Here is a 23,776-nt window from a genome sequence, read left to right as displayed (position 1 = left end):
GGCCGGGCGCCCGCCTGCGCGCCCGGCGGGGTGATCAGCACGTGCCAAAGACCTGGGGTTCGCCGGTGATCGCAGGGCGGTGACGGCCGGCGCGGCGGTCCGGGCGCCGCGGCGGCGGATCGCGGAGACCGGATCGGCCGGCACTGATCGGTACCGGCCCGCCCCCGGCCGGCACCGGCTGGGACGGGGACGGCCGCACGGCGCGCGGCGGGCGTTGTCCACAGGCCCGACGCGGTGTCGGTGCTCGCCAGTAGGGTGTGAGACATGGCCGACCCCTCCAGCTACCGCCCCAGGCCGGGTGAGATCCCGGACTCCCCGGGGGTGTACAGGTTCCGTGACGAGCACCGCCGGGTGATCTACGTCGGAAAGGCGAAAAGCCTGCGCCAGCGCCTGGCGAACTACTTCCAGGACCTGGCGAACCTGCACCCGCGCACCCGGACGATGGTGACCACCGCCGCGTCCGTGGAGTGGACCGTGGTGTCCACGGAGGTCGAGGCCCTCCAGCTGGAGTACTCCTGGATCAAGGAGTACGACCCCCGTTTCAACGTCAAGTACCGCGACGACAAGAGCTACCCGTACCTCGCGGTGACGATGAACGAGGAGTTCCCGCGCGTGCAGGTGATGCGCGGTCACAAGAAGAAGGGTGTCCGCTACTTCGGTCCGTACGGACACGCGTGGGCCATCCGGGACACCGTCGACCTGCTGCTGCGCGTGTTCCCGGTGCGCACCTGCTCGGCCGGCGTGTTCAAGAACGCCGCCCGCACCGGCCGTCCCTGCCTGCTCGGCTACATCGGCAAGTGCTCCGCCCCTTGCGTCGGCCGGATCGGCTCCGAGGACCACCAGGAGCTGGCCGAGGAGTTCTGCGACTTCATGGCCGGCCGCACCGGCACCTACCTCCGCCGTCTGGAGAAGCAGATGATGGAGGCGGCGGAGGAGATGGAGTACGAGCGGGCCGCCCGGCTGCGCGACGACATCGAGGCCCTGAAGAAGGCCATGGAGAAGAACGCCGTCGTGCTCGCCGACGCGACCGACGCCGACCTCGTCGCCGTCGCCGAGGACGAGCTGGAGGCGGCCGTGCAGATCTTCCATGTGCGGGGCGGACGGGTGCGCGGCCAGCGGGGCTGGGTGACCGACAAGGTCGAGGAGATCACCACCGGCGCCCTGGTCGAGCACGCCCTGCAGCAGCTCTACGGCGAGGAGAGGGGGGACACGGTCCCCAAGGAGGTCCTGGTCCCGGCGCTGCCCGAGCCCGTCGAGCCGGTCCAGGAGTGGCTGACCGTCCGCCGCGGGGCGAACGTCTCCCTGCGCATCCCGCAGCGCGGCGACAAGAAGGCGCTGATGGAGACCGTCCAGCGCAACGCCCAGCAGGCGCTCGTGCTGCACAAGACCAAGCGCGCCTCCGACCTGACCACGCGCTCGCGCGCCCTGGAGGAGATCGCCGAGGCCCTGGACCTGGACAGCGCGCCGCTGCGGATCGAGTGCTACGACATCTCGCATCTCCAGGGGGACGACGTGGTCGCCTCCATGGTCGTCTTCGAGGACGGCCTGCAGCGCAAGGGGGAGTACCGCCGCTTCCAGATCAAGGGCTTCGCGGGTCAGGACGACGTCCGCTCCATGCACGAGGTGATCACCCGCCGCTTCCGGCGCTACCTCGCCGAGAAGGAGAGGACGGGGGAGTGGACCGACGGCGAGGAGAGCGCCGTGGACGGCGAGAGCGCCCTGCCCGAGGGCGCGCCGCTCACCACCTCACTGAAGGACGACGACGGCCGCCCCAGGAAGTTCGCGTACCCGCCGCAGCTGATCGTCGTCGACGGCGGCCGGCCCCAGGTCGCCGCGGCCCGGCGCGCCCTCGACGAGCTGGGCATCGACGACATCGCCGTCTGCGGCCTCGCCAAGAGGCTGGAGGAGGTCTGGGTGCCCGGCGAGGACGACCCGGTGGTCCTGCCGCGCACCAGTGAGGGCCTGTACATGCTCCAGCGCGTCCGGGACGAGGCCCACCGGTTCGCTATCACCTACCAGCGGACCAAGCGTGCCAAGCGCTTCCGGGCCGGCCCCCTGGACGACGTCCCCGGACTCGGCGAGACCCGCAAGCAGGCACTCATCAAGCATTTCGGCTCGGTGAAGAAGCTGCGGTCCGCCACAATCGAACAGATCCAGGAGGTGCCCGGGATAGGCCGGAAGACGGCCGAGACCATCGCCGCGGCCCTCGCCCAGGCGGCCCCGGCCGCACCCGCCGTGAACACGGCGACCGGAGAGATCATTGATGATGGGGAACCCGATACGACGGGGGGTTCCCCGGGGGAGCCCGTGACCGCGGGTCTCCCGGACGAACGACGGGGGCAGGAGACATGACCGAGCACGACGCACAGCCCACAGCGGACCGAGATCCGGCCCACGAGGAAGCGGGCCGGGACCAGCCCCAGCCCGCGGCCGGCGAGCAGCCCGCGACGCAGGAAAACGGAGCACAGGTGAGTACGGACGGTACGTCCGCCCAGGCCCCCGAGGCGGCCATCCCCGAGCTGGTGATCATCTCCGGCATGTCCGGGGCGGGACGGTCCACCGCGGCGAAGTGTCTGGAGGACCTCGGCTGGTTCGTCGTGGACAACCTCCCGCCCGCCCTCATCCCCACCATGGTGGAGCTGGGTGCCCGCTCGCAGGGCAACGTGGCGCGGATCGCGGTCGTCGTGGACGTGCGGGGCCGGCGCTTCTTCGACAACCTGCGCGAGTCCCTCGCCGACCTGGACACCCGGGACGTCACCCGGAGGATCGTCTTCCTGGAGTCCTCCGACGAGGCCCTGGTGCGCCGCTTCGAGTCGGTACGCCGTCCGCACCCCCTGCAGGGCGACGGCCGCATCGTCGACGGCATCGCGGCCGAGCGCGAGCTGCTGCGCGAGCTGCGCGGGGACGCCGACCTGGTGATCGACACCTCCAGCCTGAACGTGCACGAGCTGCGCGCCAAGATGGACGCCCAGTTCGCCGGCGAGGAGGAGCCGGAGCTGCGGGCCACCGTGATGTCCTTCGGCTTCAAGTACGGCCTCCCGGTCGACGCGGACCTGGTCGCGGACATGCGGTTCCTGCCCAACCCGCACTGGGTCCCGGAGCTGCGCCCGTACACCGGCCTCAACGAGGAGGTCGCCGCGTATGTCTTCAACCAGCCCGGTGCGAAGGAGTTCCTCGACCGCTACGCCGAACTGCTGCGGCTCATCGCGGCGGGCTACCGGCGCGAGGGCAAGCGGTATGTGACCATCGCCATCGGCTGTACCGGCGGCAAGCACCGCTCGGTCGCCGTGTCGGAGAAGCTAGCCGCGCGCCTCGCGGCCGAGGGTGTGGAGACGGTGGTCGTACACCGGGACATGGGACGGGAATGACGGAACGTACACGGCGGCTCAGCCGGCTGCGCAGGATGGTGCCGGAGGGACGCGCGAGCCGGACGGCCGCCGAGGGCCGCCCGGCCCGCCCCGCCGAGGCCCGCGGGGGCCGGCCCCGCCGCCGGGGCGCACAGCCCAAGGTGGTCGCGCTCGGCGGCGGCATGGGCCTGTCCGCCTCGCTCGCCGCGCTGCGCCGGATCACCGGCGACCTCACGGCCGTGGTCACGGTGGCCGACGACGGCGGATCCAGCGGCCGGCTGCGCGACGAGCTGGGTGTGCTGCCGCCCGGCGACCTGCGCAAGGCGCTGGCCGCGCTGTGCGGTGACGACGACTGGGGCCAGACCTGGGCCCGGGTGATCCAGCACCGCTTCACCTCCCAGGGCGACCTGCACGACCACGCGGTCGGCAATCTGCTGATCGTCGCCCTGTGGGAGCAGCTCGGCGACCATGTGCAGGCGCTGGACCTGGTCGGCAAGCTGCTCGGCGCGCACGGGCGCGTGCTGCCCATGTCCGCCGTCCCGCTGGAGCTGCAGGCCCTGGTCAAGGGGCACGATCCCGATCGCCCGGACGACGTGGACACCGTGCGCGGGCAGGCGACGGTCGCACTGACGCCCGGCGAGGTCCAGTCGGTGCACCTGGTGCCGCACGACCCGCCCGCCGTGCCCGAGGCGGTGGCGGCGGTCCTGGACGCGGACTGGGTGGTGCTCGGCCCCGGCTCCTGGTTCTCCTCGGTGATCCCGCACCTGCTCGTCCCCGAGCTGCTGGACGCCCTCACGGAGACCAAGGCACGCAAGGTGCTGTCCTTGAACCTCGCCCCGCAACCGGGAGAAACCGAGGGCTTCTCCCCGCAGCGTCATTTGGAGGTTTTGGGGCGACACGCCCCTAAACTCGCCCTGGACGTGGTGCTGGCCGACGAGGCCGCCGTGCCCGACCGCGACTCGCTCACCGAGGCCGCCAAACGGCTGGGAGCCGCGATCGAGCTGGCGCCGGTGGCCCGGACCGATGGATCACCCCGGCACGATCCGGAGCTGTTGGCCGCCGCGTACGACCGTATTTTTCGGATGCATGGAAGGATCGGCCCATGGCGATGACGGCAGCGGTGAAGGACGAGATCTCCCGGCTCCCCGTCACCCGGACCTGCTGCAGGAAGGCGGAGGTTTCCGCCATTCTGCGGTTCGCCGGCGGCCTTCACCTGGTGAGCGGGCGCATCGTGATCGAGGCGGAGCTGGACACGGCGATGGCGGCCCGCCGCCTCAAGCGGGACATCCTGGAGATCTTCGGCCACAGCTCCGAGCTGATCGTGATGGCGCCCGGCGGGCTGCGCCGCGGCTCGCGCTACGTGGTCCGGGTCGTCGCGGGAGGTGACCAGCTGGCCCGCCAGACGGGCCTGGTGGACGGCCGGGGCCGCCCGATCCGCGGGCTGCCCCCGCAGGTGGTCTCCGGGGCCACGTGTGACGCGGAGGCGGCCTGGCGCGGGGCTTTCCTGGCGCACGGTTCGCTGACCGAGCCCGGCCGTTCCTCGTCCCTGGAGGTGACCTGCCCGGGCCCGGAGGCCGCTCTCGCGCTGGTCGGCGCCGCCCGCCGGCTGTCCATCGCCGCCAAGGCGCGCGAGGTGCGGACGGTGGACCGGGTGGTCGTCCGCGACGGTGACGCGATCGGGGCGCTGCTGACCCGGCTCGGCGCGCACGAGTCCGTGCTGGCGTGGGAGGAGCGCCGGATGCGCCGCGAGGTGCGGGCCACCGCCAACCGGCTCGCCAACTTCGACGACGCCAACCTGCGCCGTTCGGCCCGTGCCGCCGTGGCCGCCGGTGCACGCGTGCAGCGGGCGCTGGAGATCCTCGGCGACGAGGTGCCCGAGCACCTCGCGGCGGCGGGCCGGCTGCGCATGGAGCACAAGCAGGCCTCCCTGGAGGAGCTGGGCGCGCTCGCCGACCCGCCGTTGACCAAGGACGCGGTCGCGGGCCGGATCCGCCGCCTGCTGGCGATGGCCGACAAGCGCGCCGCCGACCTGGGCATCCCGGGCACGGAGGCGAACCTCAGCGAGGAGCTGGCCGACAACCTGGCCGGCTGACCGACGCACCCCAAGTCGCCGGTGCCGTACGCCCGTTCGGGTGGTCGGCACCGGCGTAGCGTGTCCATGAAGCGCTCTTGACTCGATCATGAGGTGACATGAGCCTGGCAACCTGTTCGCCGCTGTGGCGGACCACCGCTAGGGGGGTTCATGAGACACAGAGCGAGATCGATCCTCGCTGTCGGCGCGCTTCTCATCGGCGGAGCGAGCCTTGCGCCCATCGCCCAGGCACAGAGCGGAAACCCGGCGCCGGCCGGCTCGGACGAGGTCCGGGTCTACCGGGCCGACGTCACCCCGCAGCAGATTCCCCTGCTCCTCGACGCCGGACAGGACGGACAGGAACTCGGTGAGCAGGTCACCGGCCGGGGGAAGACGCAGGTCGAGGTCTACCTGACCGAACGGCAGGCCGCGAAGCTGCGGAAACAGGGCGTCGACCTCACCGAGCACACCCTGTCGGCGGGCACGCAGGCGCGCCTCACGCGTGCCTCCCAGGGCGTGTTCCGCCCGTACAGCGGCAGTGGCGGCCTGAAGGAGGAGATCCTCCGCACCGCCCGGACCCACCCCGGCCTGACCAAGGTCGAGTCCATCGGCAAGACGGTCGACGGCCAGGACATCCTCGCGCTCAAACTCACCGGGAACGCCAGGAGGACGAAGGACGGCTCCAGGCCGTCCGTGCTGTATCTGTCCAACCAGCACGCGCGTGAGTGGATCACGACGGAGATGACCCGGCGGCTGATGCACTACTACCTGGACAACTACCGGACCGACAAGAGCGTTCGGAAGATCGTCGACTCGACCGAGCTGTGGTTCGTCATCTCGGCCAACCCCGACGGCTACGACTACACGTTCAAGAACGCCGGCACCCGCCTGTGGCGCAAGAACCTGCGGGACGTCAACGGCGACGGGGTCATCGGCGCGGGCGACGGCGTCGACCTCAACCGCAACTTCCCCTACAAGTGGGGATATGACGACGAGGGTTCGTCCCCCAACCCCACCAGCGAGACCTACCGCGGCGCGAGCCCCGAGTCCGAGCCCGAGACCAGGGCGCTGGACGGCTTCGAGAAGCGCGTCGGGTTCCGGTACGCCGTCAACTACCACTCCGCCGCCGAACTCCTCCTGTACGGCGTCGGCTGGCAGGTCGCCACACCCAGCCCCGACGACGTCCTGTACAAGGCGCTCGCCGGCACCCCGGACAAGCCGGCCATCCCGGGCTACCACTCGCAGCTCTCCTCGGAGCTGTACACGACCAACGGCGAGGCGGACGGGCACGCGTCGAACGTCAACCGCGTCGCGATGTTCACCCCCGAGATGTCGACCTGCCAGACCGCGTCGAACGTCGACCCGAACGACGCCTGGAAGCCCGAGGACTGCCCGTCGGAGTTCAGCTTCCCCGACGACGAGAAGCTGATCCAGCAGGAGTTCGCCAAGAACATCCCGTTCGCGCTCTCCGTCGCCGAGACCGCCGTGCACCCGGACCGGCCGGCCTCCTCGGTCGGGCTGAGCGCGGCCGACTTCACCCCGGCGGCGTTCGCCACGTCGTACGCGCGGGGCGCGGACCAGGAGGTCTCCGTGGTCGTCCGCAAGGCGATCCACGACAAGGAGCTGAAGTACCGCGTCAACGGCGGCCGCGTCCACGAGCGGACGCTGCGGCACTGGAAGGGCGGCACGACCTACGGCGGCGCGGACGCCCTGTACTTCGACGACTACCGGGCCAAGGTGCCGGGGGGCCGGCCGGGCGACAAGGTCGAGGTGTGGTTCACCGGCGAGACGAAGAGCGGCGGGAAGGTATCCAGCTCTCCCTTCACGTACACGGTCGCCGAGCGGCCCGGCGCCGACACGCTCGTCGTCGCCGAGGAGGGAACGACGGCCACGCAGGCGCAGAAGTACGTCGACGCGCTCAGGGCGGCCGGCCACCGGGCCATCGTGTGGGACGTGGCCGGGCAGGGCGTCCCCGACGCGCTCGGCGTACTGAAGCACTTCCGGACGGTCGTGCACTACTCCGGCGCGAACGGGCCCGGCAACGCCACCCAGCTCCAGCTGCGCGCCTACCTCAACGAGGGCGGCAGGCTGATCGAGGCCGGTGAACTGGCCGGCGGCAGCGTGCGACTCGGCGACGGCAGCCTCTCGGACGACTTCAGCCAGTACTACCTGGGCGCCTACAGCCGTACGTCGACCAAGGGGGCCACCGCCTTCACCGGTTCGGGTGCCCTGGACGGCTACACCGGCGCCCTCGGCGACGCTCCCGGCAACCCGCTCGACAAGGCCGGCGTCTACAGCGTCACCTCCGACCAGCTGCCCTCGGCCGCGTACCCGCAGTTCACGAGCGCGGGAGCGGGCCGTTTCGCCGGAACCGCCAACCCCTACGGACCGTACGCCGGTTCCTACATGGCCGCCGCCGTGCACACCGACGACGCCTACAAGCGCCTCACCCGCACCATCGACCTCACCGGTGTCAGCGCCGCCGACAAGCCGGCCCTGACCACCCGGCTGCTGTGGGACACCGAGCCGGGCTACGACCACGCGGTCATCGAGGCGCACACCGTGGGCGGCGACGACTGGACGACCCTGCCGGAGGCCGGCGGCGCCACCAGGACGGCCGTGCCGACGGACTGCGGACAGGGCTTCCTGATCGCCGAGCATCCGTGGCTGAAGCACTATCTGACGCTCGCGGACAAGGCCTGCACCGCGACCGGCACCACCGGCTCCTGGAACAGCCTCACCGGCAGCTCCGGTGGCTGGCAGCAGGTCGCCTTCGACCTGAGCGCCTACGCCGGGAAGTCCGTCGAGGTCTCCATCAGCTACATCACCGACCCGGGCACCGGCGGACACGGAGTCCTCGCCGACGACGCCTCGCTCGTCGTCGGCGGCACGGCCAGGGAGACCGAGGGGTTCGAGTCGTCCCTGGGCGCCTGGCACGTGGCCGGACCACCCGCGGGCAGTCCGGCCGTCCTCAAGGACTGGGCGCGCTCCGGGACGCTGTTCCAGACATACGGAGCGGTCGCCACGCACGACACCGTGCTCCTCGGTTTCGGCCTGGAGCAGGTGTCGTCGGCGGACGATCGGGCAGCCCTGGTGAGGAAGGCGTTCGCGGCGCTCGGCGGGTGAGGGGCGCCACGTTGACAGATCCCGCTCGCCTTGTTCCGACAGGTGAGCGGGAGCCCTCTCAACGGTGCGCGAAAGGGGCCCTGATCAAGTGAGCCGACCCGCTCACGAACGAGTGAAGACGGCCCAAAAACTGCCCGACATTCCATACTGAATACGGGTGAATCCACCGCCGTTCCGGGACGGTCCGTACCCCTACTGGCGGGTACGAACTGCCTGCCCGTGTATGCGCCATCTCGATGTCACTCCGGGGCCGTCCGGGAGGTAGGGTCGGTGGTGGTCGGGGACATCCCAAACAGAGCTCGCCGGCACCGCATGGCCGGCGTACCAACGAGGAGATCGGTTCGTGACGATCCGCGTAGGCATCAACGGCTTCGGCCGCATCGGCCGTAACTACTTCCGCGCGCTGCTGGAGCAGGGTGCGGACATCGAGGTTGTGGCTGTCAACGACCTGGGTGACACCGCTACCACCGCTCACCTGCTCAAGTACGACACGATCCTGGGTCGCCTCAAGCAGGAGGTCTCCCACACCGCCGACACCATCACCGTCGACGGCCACACCATCAAGGTGCTGTCGGAGCGCAACCCGGCCGACATCCCCTGGGGCGAGCTGGGCGTCGACATCGTCATCGAGTCGACCGGCATCTTCACCAAGAAGGACGACGCCGCGAAGCACATCGCCGGTGGCGCGAAGAAGGTCCTCATCTCGGCTCCGGCCAAGGACGAGGACATCACCATCGTGATGGGCGTCAACCAGGACAAGTACGACGCGGCGAACCACCACGTCATCTCCAACGCCTCCTGCACCACCAACTGTGTGGCGCCGATGGCGAAGGTCCTCGACGAGAACTTCGGCATCGTCAAGGGCCTGATGACGACGGTGCACGCGTACACGAACGACCAGCGCATCCTGGACTTCCCGCACAAGGACCTGCGCCGCGCCCGTGCCGCCGCCGAGAACATCATCCCGACCACCACGGGTGCCGCCAAGGCCACCGCCCTGGTGCTGCCGCAGCTCAAGGGCAAGCTGGACGGCATCGCCATGCGCGTCCCGGTCCCGACCGGCTCGGTCACCGACCTGGTCGTCGAGCTCGGCCGCGAGGTCACCAAGGAAGAGGTCAACGCCGCCTTCCAGAAGGCCGCCGAGGGCGAGCTCAAGGGCCTCCTGGAGTACACCGAGGACGCGATCGTCTCCTCCGACATCGTCAACGAGCCGGCCTCCTGTACCTTCGACTCCTCCCTGACCATGGTCCAGGAGGGCAAGAACGTGAAGGTCATCGGTTGGTACGACAACGAGTGGGGCTACTCCAACCGCCTCGTCGACCTCACGGTCTTCGTCGGCAACCAGCTCTGATCGCCGCAGATCGCAGCAGCAGGACCTTGAAGTGAGAGCAGGGCTCGGGCAGCGCACCGTCGCGCTGCCCGGGCCCTGTCTCGCGCTCGGACGACGTCCTTTTACGATCAGGTGCACCACGAGCCCTCCCTTGGAGTCCACTCAATGAAGACGATCGACGAACTTCTCGCCGCCGGCGTGAACGGCAAGCGGGTCTTCGTCCGCGCCGACCTCAACGTGCCGCTGGCGAGCGGCACCATCACCGACGACGGCCGGATCCGCGCCGTGCTGCCCACCGTCAAGGCCCTCGCCGACGCGGGCGCCAAGGTGGTCGTCGCCTCGCACCTGGGCCGCCCCAAGGGCGCCCCGGACCCCGCCTTCTCCCTCGCGCCCGCCGCCTCCCGCCTGGGTGAACTCCTCGGCTCCGCCGTGGCCTTCGCGGCCGACACCGTCGGGCAGTCCGCCCAGGACACGGTCGCCGGCCTCAACGACGGCCAGGTCGCCGTACTGGAGAACCTGCGCTTCAACCCCGGCGAGACCGCCAAGGACGACGCCGAGCGCGGCGCCTTCGCCGACCGGCTCGCCGCCCTGGCCGACGTCTACGTCGGTGACGGCTTCGGCGCCGTGCACCGCAAGCACGCCTCGGTCTACGACCTCCCGGCCCGGCTGCCGCACTACGCCGGCTACCTCATCGCCGCCGAGGTCGGCGTCCTCAAGCAGCTCACCGAGGACGTCAAGCGCCCCTACGTGGTCGCGCTCGGCGGCGCCAAGGTCTCCGACAAGCTCGCCGTCATCGACGAGCTGCTCGGCAAGGCCGACCGCCTGCTCATCGGCGGCGGCATGGCGTACACCTTCCTCAAGGCCAAGGGCTACGAGGTCGGCATCTCCCTCCTGCAGGAGGACCAGGTCCCGGTCGTCACCGAGTACATGGAGCGCGCCGAGAAGCAGGGTGTGGAACTGCTGCTCCCCGTCGACGTCGTGGTCTCCCGGGAGTTCCCGGACCTGAAGACCAAGGCGCCGACCGAGAACACCCTGGTCGACGCGGACAAGATCCCCGCCGACCAGGAGGGCCTGGACATCGGCCCGAAGACCCGAGAGCTCTACGCCTCGAAGCTCGCCGACGCCGCGACCGTGTTCTGGAACGGTCCCATGGGCGTCTTCGAGCACCCCGACTACGCCGAGGGCACCAAGGCGGTCGCCCAGGCCCTCGTCGACGCGAACGGCTTCACCGTCGTCGGCGGCGGTGACTCCGCCGCGGCCGTGCGTACGCTCGGCTTCGACGAGAACGCGTTCGGCCACATCTCGACCGGTGGCGGCGCCTCCCTCGAATACCTCGAGGGCAAGACGCTCCCCGGCCTCGCCGCACTGGAGGACTGACCCCGCATGACCACTCGCACGCCGATCATGGCGGGTAACTGGAAGATGAACCTCAACCACCTCGAGGCCATCGCACACGTCCAGAAGCTCGCCTTCGCCCTGGCCGACAAGGACTACGAGGCCGTCGAGGTCGCCGTCCTGCCGCCCTTCACCGACCTGCGCTCCGTGCAGACCCTGGTCGACGGCGACAAGCTCAAGATCAAGTACGGCGCCCAGGACATCTCGCAGCACGACTCCGGCGCCTACACCGGCGAGATCTCCGGCCCGATGCTGGCCAAGCTGAAGTGCACCTACGTGGTGATCGGCCACTCCGAGCGCCGCCAGTACCACGACGAGACCGACGAGCTGGTCAACGCCAAGGTGAAGGCCGCCTACAAGAACGGCCTCACCCCGATCCTGTGCGTCGGCGAGGAACTGGACGTCCGCGAGGCGGGCAACCACGTCACCCACACCCTCACCCAGGTCGAGGGCGGTCTGAAGGACCTCCCGGCCGAGCAGGCCGAGACCATCGTGATCGCCTACGAGCCCGTGTGGGCCATCGGCACCGGCAAGGTCTGCGGCGCCGGGGACGCCCAGGAGGTCTGCGCCGCCATCCGCGCCAAGATCGCCGAGCTGTACTCGCAGGACGCGGCCGACAAGGTCCGCATCCAGTACGGCGGCTCCGTGAAGTCGGGCAACGTCGCCGAGATCATGGCGCAGGCCGACATCGACGGCGCACTGGTCGGCGGCGCCTCGCTGGACGCCGACGAGTTCGTCAAGATCGTGCGCTTCCGCGATCAGTGACACGAGCTGTGAGTAGGCGGTAGCGGCGATACGTCGTACCCTTGCGGGGGCACAGCCGAGATGCTGTGCCCCCGTCCATCCGAATCCGAGGAAGTTGGTCCAGCCGTGGTTTTGGGGTTCTCGATCGCCCTGATCGTCTTCAGCCTGTTGCTGATGCTGCTGGTGCTGATGCACAAGGGGAAGGGCGGCGGCCTCTCCGACATGTTCGGTGGCGGCATGCAGTCCTCCGTCGGCGGCTCCTCGGTCGCCGAGCGCAACCTCGACCGGATCACCATCGTGATCGGTGTGCTGTGGTTCGCGTGCATCATCGTCCTCGGCATGCTGATGAAGTCGAACAGCTGACACGCGCACCGCGCGCACATCACACATATTCGGTACGTAAGGCCCCATGTTCGGTACGCGCTCCTGAGCGCGGCCTATCATGGGGCTTGCGTCTATGAGCGGGGCCCCTTGTAACTCCAATCACTGGACGCGCGTTGGGCCTTACGTAGACTGAGGCGCTCGCAGCGAAGCGAAACGCCGACTCGCTTCGCGGCACCATTACGCAGGGAGTTACGACCGTGGCAAGTGGCAACGCGATCCGAGGAAGCCGGGTCGGGGCGGGGCCGATGGGCGAGGCCGAGCGCGGCGAGTCCGCGCCGCGTCTGCGCATCTCCTTCTGGTGCTCCAACGGGCATGAGACGCAGCCGAGCTTCGCCAGCGACGCGCAGGTTCCCGACACCTGGGACTGCCCGCGCTGCGGCTTCCCGGCCGGCCAGGACCGGGACAACCCGCCGGACCCGCCGCGCACCGAGCCGTACAAGACGCACCTCGCGTACGTACGGGAGCGGCGCAGCGACGCGGACGGCGAGGCGATCCTCGCCGAGGCGCTCGCCAAACTGCGGGGCGAGATCTAGGACTTGAACACCGGCCGGGCGCCTGCAGGTGCCTGGCCGGAGCCGTATCGGTCCGCTCGGCCGCCCCGATTGTCAGTGGTGCCCTCTACGGTTTTCGTGAAGGCGAGAACCACAGACGGGGGAGTGCGGGCATGGTCGAGGCGGGGGAGACGCGTGCGCCCGCATGGCGTGGTGGCTTCGGGCGGTTGTGGTCGGCTGCCGTGGTCTCCCAGTTCGGAGACGCCCTGCGCGCAGCGGCGCTGCCCCTGCTCGCCGCGTCCTTGACCGACCGGCCGCTGCTCATCGCCTCGGTCACGGCGTGCGGCTATCTGCCCTGGATCGTCTTCGGGCTGCTCGGCGGCGCGGTCGCCGATCGCGTCGACCAGCGGCGCGCGATGTGGACCGTGGACGCCGTACGCGGCCTGCTCGTGGGGTCCTTCGCGGTGGCCGTCGCCCTGGGCCACGCCTCGATCGCGCTGCTCGTCGCCCTGGCCTTCACACTGACCACGCTCCAGACGCTGTTCGACAACGCCGCCACGGCCCTGTTGCCGGCCCTGGTGGACCGCCAGGCGCTCGGCAGTGCCAACGCCCGGTTGATGACGGGACAGAAGATCGCCGGGGGGCTGATCGGCGCGCCCGTCGTTCCGGTGCTGATCGCCGCCGGGGCCGCCGTCCCCTTCGCCACCGACGCCGTCACGTTCCTCGTGGCCGCAGCCCTGGTCGCCTCCGTGCGGACCGGCGCACCCGAGCGCGCGGTGAGACCGGCGGGCGGCACCCTGCGCCGGGAGATCGCCGCCGGGCTGCGCACCCTGGGCCGCGACCCGGGCCCTGCGCGGGCTGTGCGCCGCCACGGCCCTGTGCAACATCGGCATGGGCGCCCTCATCGCCACCCTGGTCGTCCTCGTGACCGGCTGGCTGGACGCGGGCACGGCGGGATACGCGGCCGCGGCCACCGCGTACACCGTCGGCGGTCTGACCGGCGGCGTGCTGAACCGGTGGACCACCTCGGCACTGGGTCCCCTGCGGACCGTCCTGCTCGCCGGCACCGTGCAGACCGGTGCGCTCGTCGTGCTGGGCACCGTGCGGAGTCTGGCCGCCGCGGTGGCCGCGCTCGCCGTGTTCGGCTGCATGGGCATGCTGTGGAACGTCAACACGACGACACTGATGCAGCAGCGCACCCCCGCGGACATGCTCGGCCGGGTCAGCTCAGCCTTCCGTACGCTCGCCGTCGCCGGGGCCCCGCTCGGTGCCCTGCTCGGCGGCGCGGTGGCCACGGCCTGGGGGCGGGGCACCCCGGCCCTGCTCACGGCCGCCTTCTTCGTGCTGTCCCTCACCGCGCTGATACCGGCCCGCAAGCCGGACGTACCTGTTGTTGCGCCGGACGACGACGTCACGACGGCTCGCGCCGCGCGGTGATCAATTAGGTTGGAACAGCTGGGACAGGCACGAAAGAAGGCGGAAGTCGGAAATGAACGCAGACGGCCGTACCAGGCTCAACCAGATGCCCGAATGGACCGCTCTCGCCAAGCACCGGGAGGAGCTGGCCGACACCCATCTGAGGGACCTGTTCGCCGCCGATCCCGGGCGCGGTGAGGGGTACACGCTCCAGGTCGGCGATCTGTACCTCGACTACTCGAAGCACCTGGTCACCGACGAGACGCTGCGGCTGCTGCGCGAGCTGGCCGCCGCCACGGACGTGTTCGGGCTCCGGGACGCCATGTTCCGCGGCGAGAAGATCAACGTCACCGAGGACCGCGCGGTGCTGCACACCGCGCTGCGCGCCCCGCGCGACGCGGTCGTCGAGGTCGACGGGCGGAACGTGGTGCCGGCCGTGCACGCCGTCCTCGACAGGATGGGCGACTTCGCCGAGCGCGTCCGCTCCGGCGCCTGGACCGGCCACACCGGCAAGCGCATCAAGAACGTGATCAATGTCGGCATCGGCGGATCCGACCTGGGTCCCGCGATGGCCTACGAGGTGCTGCGCAGCTTCACCGACCGCGATCTGACGGTCCGCTTCGTGTCGAACGTGGACGGCGCCGACCTGCACGAGGCCACCCGTGACCTGGACCCGGCCGAGACGCTGTTCGTCATCGCCTCCAAGACGTTCACCACGATCGAGACGATCACCAATGCCACCTCCGCCCGTACCTGGCTGCTGGACGCGCTCGGTGACGAGTCGGCGGTCGCCCGGCACTTCGTGGCGCTGTCCACGAACGCCGGGAAGGTCGCCGAGTTCGGGATCGACACGGCCAACATGTTCGAGTTCTCGAGTTCTGGGACTGGGTCGGCGGCCGGTACTCGTACGACTCGGCGATCGGCCTCTCCCTGATGATCGCCATCGGACCCGACCGGTTCCGGGAGATGCTGGACGGGTTCCGGCTGGTCGACGACCACTTCCGTACCGCGCCCGCCGAGGCCAACTCCACGACGCCCAGTCGCACGCCGTGCTGCCCTACAGCCACTACCTGTCGAAGTTCACCGCCTACCTGCAGCAGCTGGACATGGAGTCCAACGGCAAGTACGTGGGACGGGACGGCAAGGGGGTGGACTGGCAGACCGGGCCGGTCGTGTGGGGCACGCCTGGCACCAACGGGCAGCACGCCTACTACCAGTTGATCCACCAGGGCACCAAGCTGATCCCGGCGGACTTCATCGGGTTCGCGGAGCCGGTCGCCGAGCTGAGCGGTGAACTGAAGGCGCAGCACGACCTGTTGATGGCGAACTTCTTCGCCCAGACCCAGGCGCTCGCCTTCGGCAAGACCGCCGAGGAGGTCCGCGCGGAGGGTGTGCCCGAGGAGCTGGTCGCGCACAAGACCTTCCAGGGCAACCGGCCGACGACGACCATCCTGGCGAAGGAGCTCACCCCGTCCGTCCTCGGTCAGCTGGTCGCGCTCTACGAACACAAGGTGTTCGTGCAGGGCGCCGTCTGGAACATCGACTCCTTCGACCAGTGGGGCGTCGAACTCGGCAAGGTGCTCGCCAAGCGGGTCGAGCCGGCGCTCACCGAGGGAGCGGAGGTCCCGGGTCTCGACGCCTCCACCAAGGCGCTGGTCGGGAAGTACCGGGAGCTGCGCGGCCGGAACTGATCCGTCGGCCGAGCCGTCGCGGCGGCCCCTTTTGTGCGTTTTCCCCGTCCGTCCCCTAAGGTTCAGGTGATCTTCAGGGGAGGAAGGCGCATGGTGCACAGAGGGTTCGCCGCGGTGGTCGCGGCGGCCGTCATCGGGGTGTCGGCGGCCGGCTGCGGCACTGGACACCGGCCGGCGGAGTCCAAGGACGGGGCCACGGGCGCACCCCGGCCGGCGTACTCCGGGTTGTCTCAGGTGCCGGAGCGGCTCGGGAGCGACGGGACGACCATCACGGTCGGGGACCCGTCCGCGCCGGTGGCCGTCCACCTGTACGAGGACCCGCGGTGCCCGGTGTGCAAGGAGTTCGAGACCACCGGGGGCGCCCCGCGGCTGCGCGCCGCGACCCTCCGCCGGGAGACGAGGACCCAGTACACCCTCGCCTCCTTCCTGGACGGACGGCTGACCGGCTCCGGGTCGGAGAAGGCGGTCAACGCCCTGCGGGCGGCGCTGGAGAAGGGCAGGTTCGCCGAATACCACGACGTGCTCTACGCCCACCAGCCCGCCGAGAGCGTCGACGGCTTCACGGACGCGTATCTGCTCGAACTGGCCGGGAGTGTCCCCGGACTGCGCGGGCCGGACTTCGACTCGGCCGTCAGGAGCATGAAGTACCGCTCGTTCGTGACCCGGTCGGAGAAGGCGTACGAGAAGGCGGGCGGGGCGCAGGACCCGAAGGGCCCCGGCACCCCCACCGCCGAGATCAACGGCGTACGCGTCCCCGGCGAGTACAACGGCGTGCTGTTCGACGGTGACGCCTTCTCCAGGCTGCTCGCGGACATCCGGTCGAACCCCGGCGCGTGGCGGGACGCAGGCTGACACCTTCCGTTGGCCCGCCCCGCCGACCCGCCCCGTCGATCCGCCCCTGGGACAGGCCCGCCGGACCGGGGCTCAGGTCACCGCGCTCAGGGTGTCCGCGAGCCGTCTGCGGGCCGCGCGGGCCGCGGGCAGCGCGGCGAGCGCCGCCGCTCCGAGCACGGCTGCCGCGCCCAGGGCGAGCAGCAGCGCGGGCGAAGGGGACTGGGCGATACCGGCGCCGATACCGCTGGAGCTGCCCTGGGCGTCGATCAGCCGGCGGGCCAGCGGCAGCCCCAGCGCCGTACCGGCGAGGGCGGCGGCCAGGGCCGTACAGCTCGTCGCCGTGACAGTGATCGCGGTGATCTGCCGCGGGGACATGCCGATCGCCTTCAGCGCCAGCAGGTCCCGTTCGCCCTCGCGGACGCTGCCGCCGATCGCGGTGAGCAGTTCGACCAGCCCGATCAGGGCCAGTACGGCGATCAGCCCGGCGACGACGCCGCGCAGTGGGGACAGCCCGTCGGCGGGGTTGTCCACGGGATGCACGTCCAGGTGGCCCCGGCCGGCCGCGGCCAGTGCGGCGGCCACGCGCTGCGGGTCGGCGCCGGGGCGCAGCCGCAGCTCGTAGAAGGCAGGGAACAGCCGGGGGTCGTTCTCGCGGAGGGTGTCCAGGGACGTGGTGACCACCCGGCCGGCGTTCTGCGGTTCGATGCTGCGGCCCACGATGTGCAGGATCTGCGGCCGGTCGCCCACCGTCATGCGCACCCAGTCGCCCACCCGCGCGTGCAGCAGGTCGAGCAGGCCCTGGCCGGCCACCGCCTCGTCGGGACCGCGTGCGGTCCGGCCCTCGGCGAGGGTGTAGGGGTAGGGCTCGGCACGGGTGCCGACGCCGCGCAGCGCGATGGTGCCGGTCTGGCCGGGGACCAGCGCGGCGACCTCGACCCCCGGATAGGCGCCGGTGACCCGGTGATCGTCCAGGAGCAGGGCCCGTACCGCGGACGCGTCCAGGGCGCCGTCGGAGCGGACCGTCAGGGCCGTCGGCACGCCCACGCGTTCCGGGCTGCTGTGGAAGCGGTCGATCGTGGTCCAGGCGCTGAGCGCCACCACGATCAGCAGCAGCGGCAGCGTCAGCCGGGCCACGGTGGCCAGCGACCGGCCGCGCCCCGCGCACGCCTTGTGGCAGCCGAGGACCAGCGCGGCCGGCAGCCGCAGCCCCAGCGCCCGGCGGGCCAGGCCGGTCAGCCCGCCACCGGCCGGCGCGGCCGGGCGCGGCACCGGCACCGGCGGCACCCGCCCGGCCCGCCAGGCGGCGAGTCCCGTGGTCAGACCGATGAACAGCACCGCGCCCACGGGCACCGCCAGCAGGGCGAGGGTGTGCCCGGGCAGCCCCTGCCACACCCCCACGGCGTCGCCGAGCCGCCCGGGGATCCGGCTGCCCAGGGCCTCGGTGAGCACCGCGGCGGCCACCGAACCGAGCAGGGCGTAGGCCAGATGCTGGAGCAGGAAGACCCGGACGACCTGGCCGGGTGTGAAGCCGATCGCCTTCAGCACCGACAGGTCCCGCAGATGCCCCCGGATGCGGGTGGCGATCGCCCCGTGCACCGCGAACCCCGCGGCGATCAGCGCGCCCAGTCCGAACAGGCCGAGCACCTGGCCGAGCAGCCGGTTGTCGCCCTGCGCCGCGGCGCGCGCCTGCTGCCAGGTGGAGACCTCGCCGACCGCGCCCGCGCCGAGCACCGTGACGGCGCGCTGCACCGCGTAGTCCGTGTCCCCGGGATCACCCAGCCGCAGCCCGATCACCTGGCCGCCGGGGGCGCGCACGGCGGACGGCGGTGCCCAGACCAGGCCCGGCTGCTCGCCCGGGCTGTAGCGGGGCTCGGCACTGTCCGCGATGCCCTCGACGGTCAGGGTGCGGGCCGTCCCGGGCAGCGTGAGGGTGTCGCCCGGCTCGGCCAGCAGGGCTCGGGCCAGGCTGCTCTCCAGCACCACGCCGTCCGGTTCGGTCGCGTCCGGCCAGTGCCCGGCGGTGAGCAGCGGCCGGCCGACGGAGGGCGGCCGCAAGACGCCGCGCAGCTCCACGGAGGCGCGGCTGCCGCGTACGGCGACGGTGGCGGACTCGGTGCGGTAGGGGCCGGCCACGGACTCGACGCCGTCCAGCCGGGCGAGCTTGCGGGTGTCCGCGAAGGGGACGGTGTGGATCCACACGTGCGCCCCGCGGGCCTGCGTGAAGATCCGCTGCCAGGGGTTGGTCGCATAGCCGAACAGGGCGGTGGCGAGCAGCAACGAGGCGACGATGCCGGCGGTGGCCAGCACGAGGAAGAGCGCCTCGCCACGATGCGTCCGCAGATCGGACTGCGCCCAGCGCCGGCCGGCCGCGCCGCCGAAGGCCACGCCGCCAAGAGGGCCACGGCGCGTGGTCGGTCGTGTGCCGCGCCGTCGTGGCTGGTCGCGCCCACCCGGTGGTGGCCGCACATCGGACGCAGGCTCGCGCCCCTTCAGGGCGGTCATCAGTCCCTCAGCTCCAGTACGCCCGAGATCCCCGGCTTATGGGGCGGCGGCGCGTCGTCCAGGGTCGCGTCGTCGGCTATGCGGCCGTCGAAGAAGCTGATCACGCGGTCGGCGGCGCTCGCCAGCCGGGCGTCGTGGGTGACCAGGACGATGCTCTGCCCGCGTCCGTGGAAGCGGGACAGAAGCCGCATCACCTCGCGCGTGCCCTTGCTGTCCAGGCTTCCGGCGGGCTCGTCGGCCAGCAGCAGCGGCGGGTGGTTGACCAGGGCCCGGGCGAGCGCGACCCGCTGCTGCTCGCCGCCGGACAGCTCGCCCGGCATGCTGCGCTCCTTGCCTTCGAGCCCCAGCTCGGCCAGCAGTTCCTCGCGCTCGGCGCGCGCCTTCTTCGGCGCGACGCCGGCGAGCAGGGCGGGCAGCTCGACGTTGTCGGCCACCGACAGGTTCGACACCAGGTTGAAGAACTGGAACACGATCCCGATCGCCTTGCGGCGCTCGACCGCCCAGCGGGCCTCGCTGAAGGAGTCCGTGCAGCGTCCGCCGAGCCAGACGCTGCCCGCGTCCGGCCGGTGCAGACCGCCGAGCAGATGCAGGAGCGTGGACTTGCCGGCGCCGGACGGTCCGGTGATCGCCACGAACTCGCCCCGCGCCACGGACAGATCGACCCCGCGCACGGCATGCGCGGGTGCGCCCTCGCCGTGGTGGGTCTTCACCAGCCCCTCGGCGCGCAGCACCGCAGTGCCGTGCTCGCTCATTCCAGTTCCTCCTGGCACCGCTCCAGCCAGTCGAGGTCGGCCTGCAGATGCAGCATCGCGCCCTCGATGAGCAGGTGGGCGATTCGGTTGTCCCGGCTCTCGGCCGCGGCCAGTTTCGACAGGTTGCGCATGGTGGTGAGGTACTGGCGCCGCTGCCGGTTGATGAGGGCGATCTGGTCGGCGAGACCGGTCTGCGGGGCGACGGCGAGCTTCATGAAGAACTCGTCCCGCACCCGCGGCTCGTCCTCGGTCTCCTCGAACCAGGCGTGCAGCGCTTCCCGCCCGGCGTCGGTGAGGTGGTAGACCTTCTTGTTGGGCCGGCTGGACTGCTCGACGTCCTCGCCCTCGATCAGTCCCGACTTCTCGAGGCGGCCGAGGGTGACGTAGATCTGGCCGACGTTCGGCTGAGGGTACGCGGAGCCCAGCAGTTGCTCAAGGTCCTGCTTCAGCTCGTAGCCGTGGGCCGGGCCACGGGCGAGGAGTGCCAGGAGGGGCAGGCGCACGCGGGCTGTCCTCCTGTCTGCTCACAATGTGCTCCAGGCCCTAGTATCGCCCATACCTAACAGGTATAGATGGCCTCTGACTCCCGGGCGAGGGTGCCCGGAGCCGTGTGTACGTGTTCAGGGAGGAACCTATGCGGTGGATACGCGCCGCCGGTAGGGGCCTCCTCGTTCTCGTCGTGATCATGACCGGCTACATCGCCTCCGGGGCGCAGGCCGACGAGGTCGCGGGCGCCGGCCGCGGCCCGCTCACCCTGGCCACCGCCGGTGACCTCACCGGCTATCTCGGCCCGCTGCTGCAGGGCTGGAACCGCACCCACCCCGGCGAGAAGGTCACGCTCGTGGAGCTGCCGGACTCCGCCGACGAGACCCATGCGCAGATGACCACCGATCTGCGCGGCGGCGACCGGGGCCGTTTCGACGTCCTGAACATCGACGTCAACTGGACCTCGGAGTTCGCGGCGGCCGGCTGGATCCGCCCGCTCCCGCGCGACCGCTTCCCGCTGAAGAGCTTCCTGCCCCCGGTCGTGGACACCGCGACCTACGAGGGACGGCTGTACGCGGTCCCGTATGTCACGAATGCCGGACTCCTTCTGTATCGCCGGGACATCCTCGCCAAGGAGGGCGTGCCCCCGCCGCGCACCTGGGCCGAGCTGGAGCGCGACGCGAAGACCATCGCGCCGAAGTACGGGCTCGGCGGATACGCGGGCCAGTTCCTGCCCTACGAGGGTCTCACCGTCAACGCGGCCGAGGCCGTGTACTCGGCGGGCGGCACGATCCTCGGCGACGAGGGCACCCGGGTCACTGTCGACTCGGCCGCCGCCCGCGAGGGCATCGGCTTCCTCGTCCGCGGTGTCCGCGAGGGCTGGATACCGAAGGCGGCGCTGACGTACAAGGAAGAGGAGTCCAAACAGGCCTTCCAGGACGGCAGGCTGCTGTTCCTGCGCAACTGGCCCTACGTCTACGCCGTCGCCTCCGCCAAGGGCTCCCGGGTCGCCGGGAAGATCGGCGCCGTACCGATCCCCGGCCCCGGGGGACCGGGGACGAGTGTGCTCGGCGGCTCCAACCTTGCCGTCAACTCCCATACCCGGCACCCCGATTCGGCCGCGCGTCTGATCGCCTACCTCACCAGCGCGCCCGTCCAGCGGCAGGTGCTCACCCGGGGTGCGCTGCCGCCCGTACGCGCCGCGCTCTACGAAGACCCCGCTCTGGTGCGCCGGTTCCCCTATCTGCCGACCCTGCGCACCGCCGTGCTCACCGCCGCCCCGCGGCCCAAGAGCGCCCGCTACGACCAGGTCAGCCTGGTGGTGCAGGCCGTGGTGCATGACGCGCTGACGGGTCACGAGACCCCCGCCGCCGCAGTGCGCCGACTGGCGCGGGAGCTGGCGGCCGTCTCCAGCCGATAGTTACTTGTTAAGTAACGCGGACATCTCATCTGTGGCATCTGCGCCCCAATAAGTCCGGATTTGCCATCCCAACTTGCCAGTAGCCAAAGTTCTTTTCATTGACACCCTCGCGATACGCCTACATAACATGCATGCATGTTGAGTAAGCACCACTGGTGGCGCGACGCGGTCATCTACCAGGTGTACGTCCGCAGCTTCCTGGACAGCACCGGCGACGGCGTCGGTGATCTGGCCGGCGTCCGGGCCGGGCTGCCGTATCTGAAGAAGCTGGGTGTCGACGGCATCTGGCTGAGCCCGTTCTACCCCTCGCCGCAGCACGACCACGGCTACGACGTGGCCGACTACTGCGACGTCGACCCGCTCTTCGGTGACCTCGCCGAGTTCGACCTGCTGGTGGCGGCCGCGCGGCGGCTCGGCATCAAGGTGCTGCTCGACATCGTCCCCAACCACTGCTCCAGCGAGCACCCGTGGTTCCGTGAGGCGCTGCAGAGCGCGCCCGGCAGCACGGCCCGCGCCCGCTTCCACTTCGCCGACGGCCGTGGCCCCGACGGCGGCGAGCCGCCCAACAACTGGCACGCCATGTTCGGCGGCCCGGCCTGGAGCCGGGTCGGCGACGGCCAGTGGTACCTGCACATGTTCACGCCGGAGCAGCCCGACTGGAACTGGCGCGACCCCGAGGTCGCCGCCGAGTTCGACCGCGTCCTGCGCTTCTGGCTGGACCGGGGCGCCGACGGCTTCCGCATCGACGTGGCGGCCGGCCTCTACAAGCACCCCGAACTGCCCGACTCCGACGACCCGGAGGCCGACGCCCGCACCCGCGACTCGGTCAACCCGCTCGCCTGGAACCAGCCCGAGGTGCACGAGGTGTGGCGCCGCTGGCGCTCCCTGTGCGAGGAGTACACCGCACGCGACGGCCGCGAACGCCTCCTCGTCGGCGAGGTCTCGGTCCCCACCGCCCGGGAACACGCGCTGTACGTCCGCCCGGACGAACTGCACCAGGCCTTCTTCTTCGACCTGCTCGGCGCCCCCTGGGACGCCGACGCCTTCCGCAAGGTCATCTCCGAGGCCATGCAGGACATCGCCGGCACCGGCTCGACCGTCACCTGGGTCCTCAACAACCACGACCAGGTCCGCACGGTCACCCGCTATGGCGAACCCGCCACCGAGGGCAGCGGCCTCGGCGCCGCCCGCGCCCGCGCCGCCGCGCTGCTGATGCTGGCGCTGCCCGGCGCCGCGTACATCTACCAGGGCGAGGAGCTCGGTCTGCCCGAGGTCGTCGACCTGCCGGACGACGTCCTCACCGACCCGATCTTCCGCCGCACCGGCAGCCGCGCCCGCATACGCGACGGCTGCCGGGTCCCGCTGCCCTGGTCCGGACAGGCCTCCCCGTTCGGCTTCACCTCCGGTGCCGAGTCCGCCAAGCCCTGGCTGCCGCAGCCGGAGTACTTCGCCGAGTACGCCACCGACCGCGCCCTCGCCGACACCCGCTCCTTCTGGCACCTCTACCGCGACGGCCTCCAGCTGCGTTCCTCGCTGCCCCAGCTGGGCGAGGGCACCCTCCAGTGGCTGGACACCCCGCCCGGCGTCCTCGCCTTCACCCGCGGCGACGGCCTGGTCTGCGCCGTCAACTTCGGTACGGCCCCCGCGCCCGCACCCGTCTCCGGCACCCCTCTGCTCTCCAGCGGCCCCTGCCCGGCCGGTGTTCTGCCCGCCGCCACGGCGGCCTGGTGGCTGAGCGATCTCTGACCCGACCCGTCAATTCCCATCCCCCCGAAGGGACATCAACG

Annotated in this window: 16 protein-coding genes and 2 pseudogenes; 15 read left to right on the top strand and 3 right to left on the bottom strand. The window is 71.1% G+C overall.

The features are described 5' to 3' along the window. The first annotated feature begins 264 nt into the window (after positions 1 to 264). The 13 genes and pseudogenes from uvrC to IO33_RS0118270 all read left to right on the top strand — a co-directional run bounded on the left by uvrC (position 265) and on the right by IO33_RS0118270 (position 16,847). Positions 265 to 2,352: an excinuclease ABC subunit UvrC gene (gene uvrC, locus IO33_RS0118330; RefSeq protein WP_031166145.1), complete on the top strand. Its 2,088-nt coding sequence runs from the start codon at positions 265 to 267 to the stop codon at positions 2,350 to 2,352. After that, entirely contained in the window at positions 2,349 to 3,368 is a 1,020-nt protein-coding gene (gene rapZ / locus IO33_RS0118325; RefSeq protein WP_031166143.1) for an RNase adapter RapZ, read from the top strand. The genes uvrC and rapZ overlap by 4 nt, the downstream gene beginning before the upstream one ends. Beyond that, complete coding sequence (locus tag IO33_RS0118320) at positions 3,365 to 4,459, top strand: gluconeogenesis factor YvcK family protein (RefSeq protein ID WP_031166141.1); 1,095 nt, start codon at positions 3,365 to 3,367, stop codon at positions 4,457 to 4,459. The genes rapZ and IO33_RS0118320 overlap by 4 nt, the downstream gene beginning before the upstream one ends. Continuing rightward, positions 4,450 to 5,439, top strand: coding sequence for a DNA-binding protein WhiA (whiA, locus tag IO33_RS0118315; protein ID WP_031166139.1), 990 nt, complete (start codon positions 4,450 to 4,452; stop codon positions 5,437 to 5,439). The genes IO33_RS0118320 and whiA overlap by 10 nt, the downstream gene beginning before the upstream one ends. Before the next feature lie 150 nt (positions 5,440 to 5,589). Then, complete coding sequence (locus tag IO33_RS0118310; protein ID WP_031166136.1) at positions 5,590 to 8,544, top strand: M14 family metallopeptidase; 2,955 nt, start codon at positions 5,590 to 5,592, stop codon at positions 8,542 to 8,544. Between the two features lie 343 nt (positions 8,545 to 8,887). Beyond that, positions 8,888 to 9,895 carry a type I glyceraldehyde-3-phosphate dehydrogenase gene (gene gap / locus IO33_RS0118305; RefSeq protein ID WP_031166134.1) on the top strand — a complete coding sequence of 336 codons (1,008 nt, stop codon included), beginning with the start codon at positions 8,888 to 8,890 and terminating at the stop codon, positions 9,893 to 9,895. 144 nt (positions 9,896 to 10,039) lie between these two features. Further along, complete coding sequence (locus tag IO33_RS0118300; RefSeq protein WP_031166132.1) at positions 10,040 to 11,251, top strand: phosphoglycerate kinase; 1,212 nt, start codon at positions 10,040 to 10,042, stop codon at positions 11,249 to 11,251. Between the two features lie 6 nt (positions 11,252 to 11,257). Then, positions 11,258 to 12,034 (top strand): triose-phosphate isomerase, encoded by a 777-nt coding sequence (tpiA, locus tag IO33_RS0118295; RefSeq protein ID WP_031166130.1) that lies wholly within the window; start codon positions 11,258 to 11,260, stop codon positions 12,032 to 12,034. 105 nt (positions 12,035 to 12,139) lie between these two features. Then, complete coding sequence (secG, locus tag IO33_RS0118290; RefSeq protein WP_078963746.1) at positions 12,140 to 12,376, top strand: preprotein translocase subunit SecG; 237 nt, start codon at positions 12,140 to 12,142, stop codon at positions 12,374 to 12,376. A gap of 218 nt (positions 12,377 to 12,594) precedes the next feature. Then, on the top strand, positions 12,595 to 12,930 hold the full coding sequence (locus IO33_RS0118285; protein ID WP_003957010.1) for an RNA polymerase-binding protein RbpA: 336 nt from the start codon (positions 12,595 to 12,597) through the stop codon (positions 12,928 to 12,930). Between the two features lie 131 nt (positions 12,931 to 13,061). Beyond that, positions 13,062 to 14,325: pseudogene (locus IO33_RS44290) on the top strand (MFS transporter). A 52-nt stretch (positions 14,326 to 14,377) separates the two neighbouring features. Beyond that, a pseudogene (pgi, locus tag IO33_RS44285) lies at positions 14,378 to 15,995 on the top strand (glucose-6-phosphate isomerase). Positions 15,996 to 16,085: 90 nt separating this feature from the next. Continuing rightward, the gene (locus IO33_RS0118270) at positions 16,086 to 16,847 is read left to right on the top strand and encodes a DsbA family protein (protein ID WP_051926843.1); all 762 of its coding nucleotides are present in this window, start codon (positions 16,086 to 16,088) and stop codon (positions 16,845 to 16,847) included. 72 nt (positions 16,848 to 16,919) lie between these two features. Here the strand turns inward: IO33_RS0118270 and IO33_RS0118265 are convergent, their stop codons facing one another. From IO33_RS0118265 to IO33_RS0118255, 3 genes are all read right to left on the bottom strand, one after another. Then, positions 16,920 to 19,214, bottom strand: a complete 2,295-nt coding sequence (locus IO33_RS0118265) for an ABC transporter permease (RefSeq protein ID WP_031166124.1) — start codon at positions 19,212 to 19,214, stop codon at positions 16,920 to 16,922. 116 nt (positions 19,215 to 19,330) lie between these two features. Continuing rightward, positions 19,331 to 20,083, bottom strand: coding sequence for an ABC transporter ATP-binding protein (locus IO33_RS0118260; protein ID WP_031166123.1), 753 nt, complete (start codon positions 20,081 to 20,083; stop codon positions 19,331 to 19,333). After that, entirely contained in the window at positions 20,080 to 20,586 is a 507-nt protein-coding gene (locus IO33_RS0118255; protein WP_031166122.1) for a PadR family transcriptional regulator, read from the bottom strand. Before IO33_RS0118255 ends, IO33_RS0118260 begins: the two co-directional genes overlap by 4 nt. 131 nt (positions 20,587 to 20,717) lie before the next feature. Between IO33_RS0118255 and IO33_RS0118250 the strand changes: the two genes are divergently transcribed. Together IO33_RS0118250 and IO33_RS0118245 are read left to right on the top strand one after the other, a co-directional pair. After that, positions 20,718 to 21,989: an ABC transporter substrate-binding protein gene (locus IO33_RS0118250; RefSeq protein ID WP_031166121.1), complete on the top strand. Its 1,272-nt coding sequence runs from the start codon at positions 20,718 to 20,720 to the stop codon at positions 21,987 to 21,989. Between the two features lie 135 nt (positions 21,990 to 22,124). Then, positions 22,125 to 23,735: a glycoside hydrolase family 13 protein gene (locus tag IO33_RS0118245; RefSeq protein ID WP_031166119.1), complete on the top strand. Its 1,611-nt coding sequence runs from the start codon at positions 22,125 to 22,127 to the stop codon at positions 23,733 to 23,735. Positions 23,736 to 23,776: the final 41 nt, after the last annotated feature.

It is taken from the genome of Streptomyces durhamensis (genome assembly GCF_000725475.1).
Classification (GTDB): domain Bacteria; phylum Actinomycetota; class Actinomycetes; order Streptomycetales; family Streptomycetaceae; genus Streptomyces; species Streptomyces filipinensis.
Note: the sequence above shows the minus strand (reverse complement) of the source record. Positions and strands in the feature narration are given on the sequence as shown.

Bases quoted from the DNA above. Each gene is read 5' to 3' on its own strand.
- rapZ (WP_031166143.1), top strand. From the start codon at position 2,349: ATGACCGAGCACGACGCACAGCCCACAGCGGACCGAGATCCGGCCCAC.
- IO33_RS0118310 (WP_031166136.1), top strand. From the start codon at position 5,590: ATGAGACACAGAGCGAGATCGATCCTCGCTGTCGGCGCGCTTCTCATC.
- IO33_RS0118270 (WP_051926843.1), top strand. From the start codon at position 16,086: ATGGTGCACAGAGGGTTCGCCGCGGTGGTCGCGGCGGCCGTCATCGGG.
- IO33_RS0118260 (WP_031166123.1), bottom strand. From the start codon at position 20,083: ATGAGCGAGCACGGCACTGCGGTGCTGCGCGCCGAGGGGCTGGTGAAG.
- IO33_RS0118300 (WP_031166132.1), top strand. From the start codon at position 10,040: ATGAAGACGATCGACGAACTTCTCGCCGCCGGCGTGAACGGCAAGCGG.
- IO33_RS0118320 (WP_031166141.1), top strand. From the start codon at position 3,365: ATGACGGAACGTACACGGCGGCTCAGCCGGCTGCGCAGGATGGTGCCG.
- tpiA (WP_031166130.1), top strand. From the start codon at position 11,258: ATGACCACTCGCACGCCGATCATGGCGGGTAACTGGAAGATGAACCTC.
- IO33_RS0118250 (WP_031166121.1), top strand. From the start codon at position 20,718: ATGCGGTGGATACGCGCCGCCGGTAGGGGCCTCCTCGTTCTCGTCGTG.
- whiA (WP_031166139.1), top strand. From the start codon at position 4,450: ATGGCGATGACGGCAGCGGTGAAGGACGAGATCTCCCGGCTCCCCGTC.
- IO33_RS0118245 (WP_031166119.1), top strand. From the start codon at position 22,125: ATGTTGAGTAAGCACCACTGGTGGCGCGACGCGGTCATCTACCAGGTG.
- uvrC (WP_031166145.1), top strand. From the start codon at position 265: ATGGCCGACCCCTCCAGCTACCGCCCCAGGCCGGGTGAGATCCCGGAC.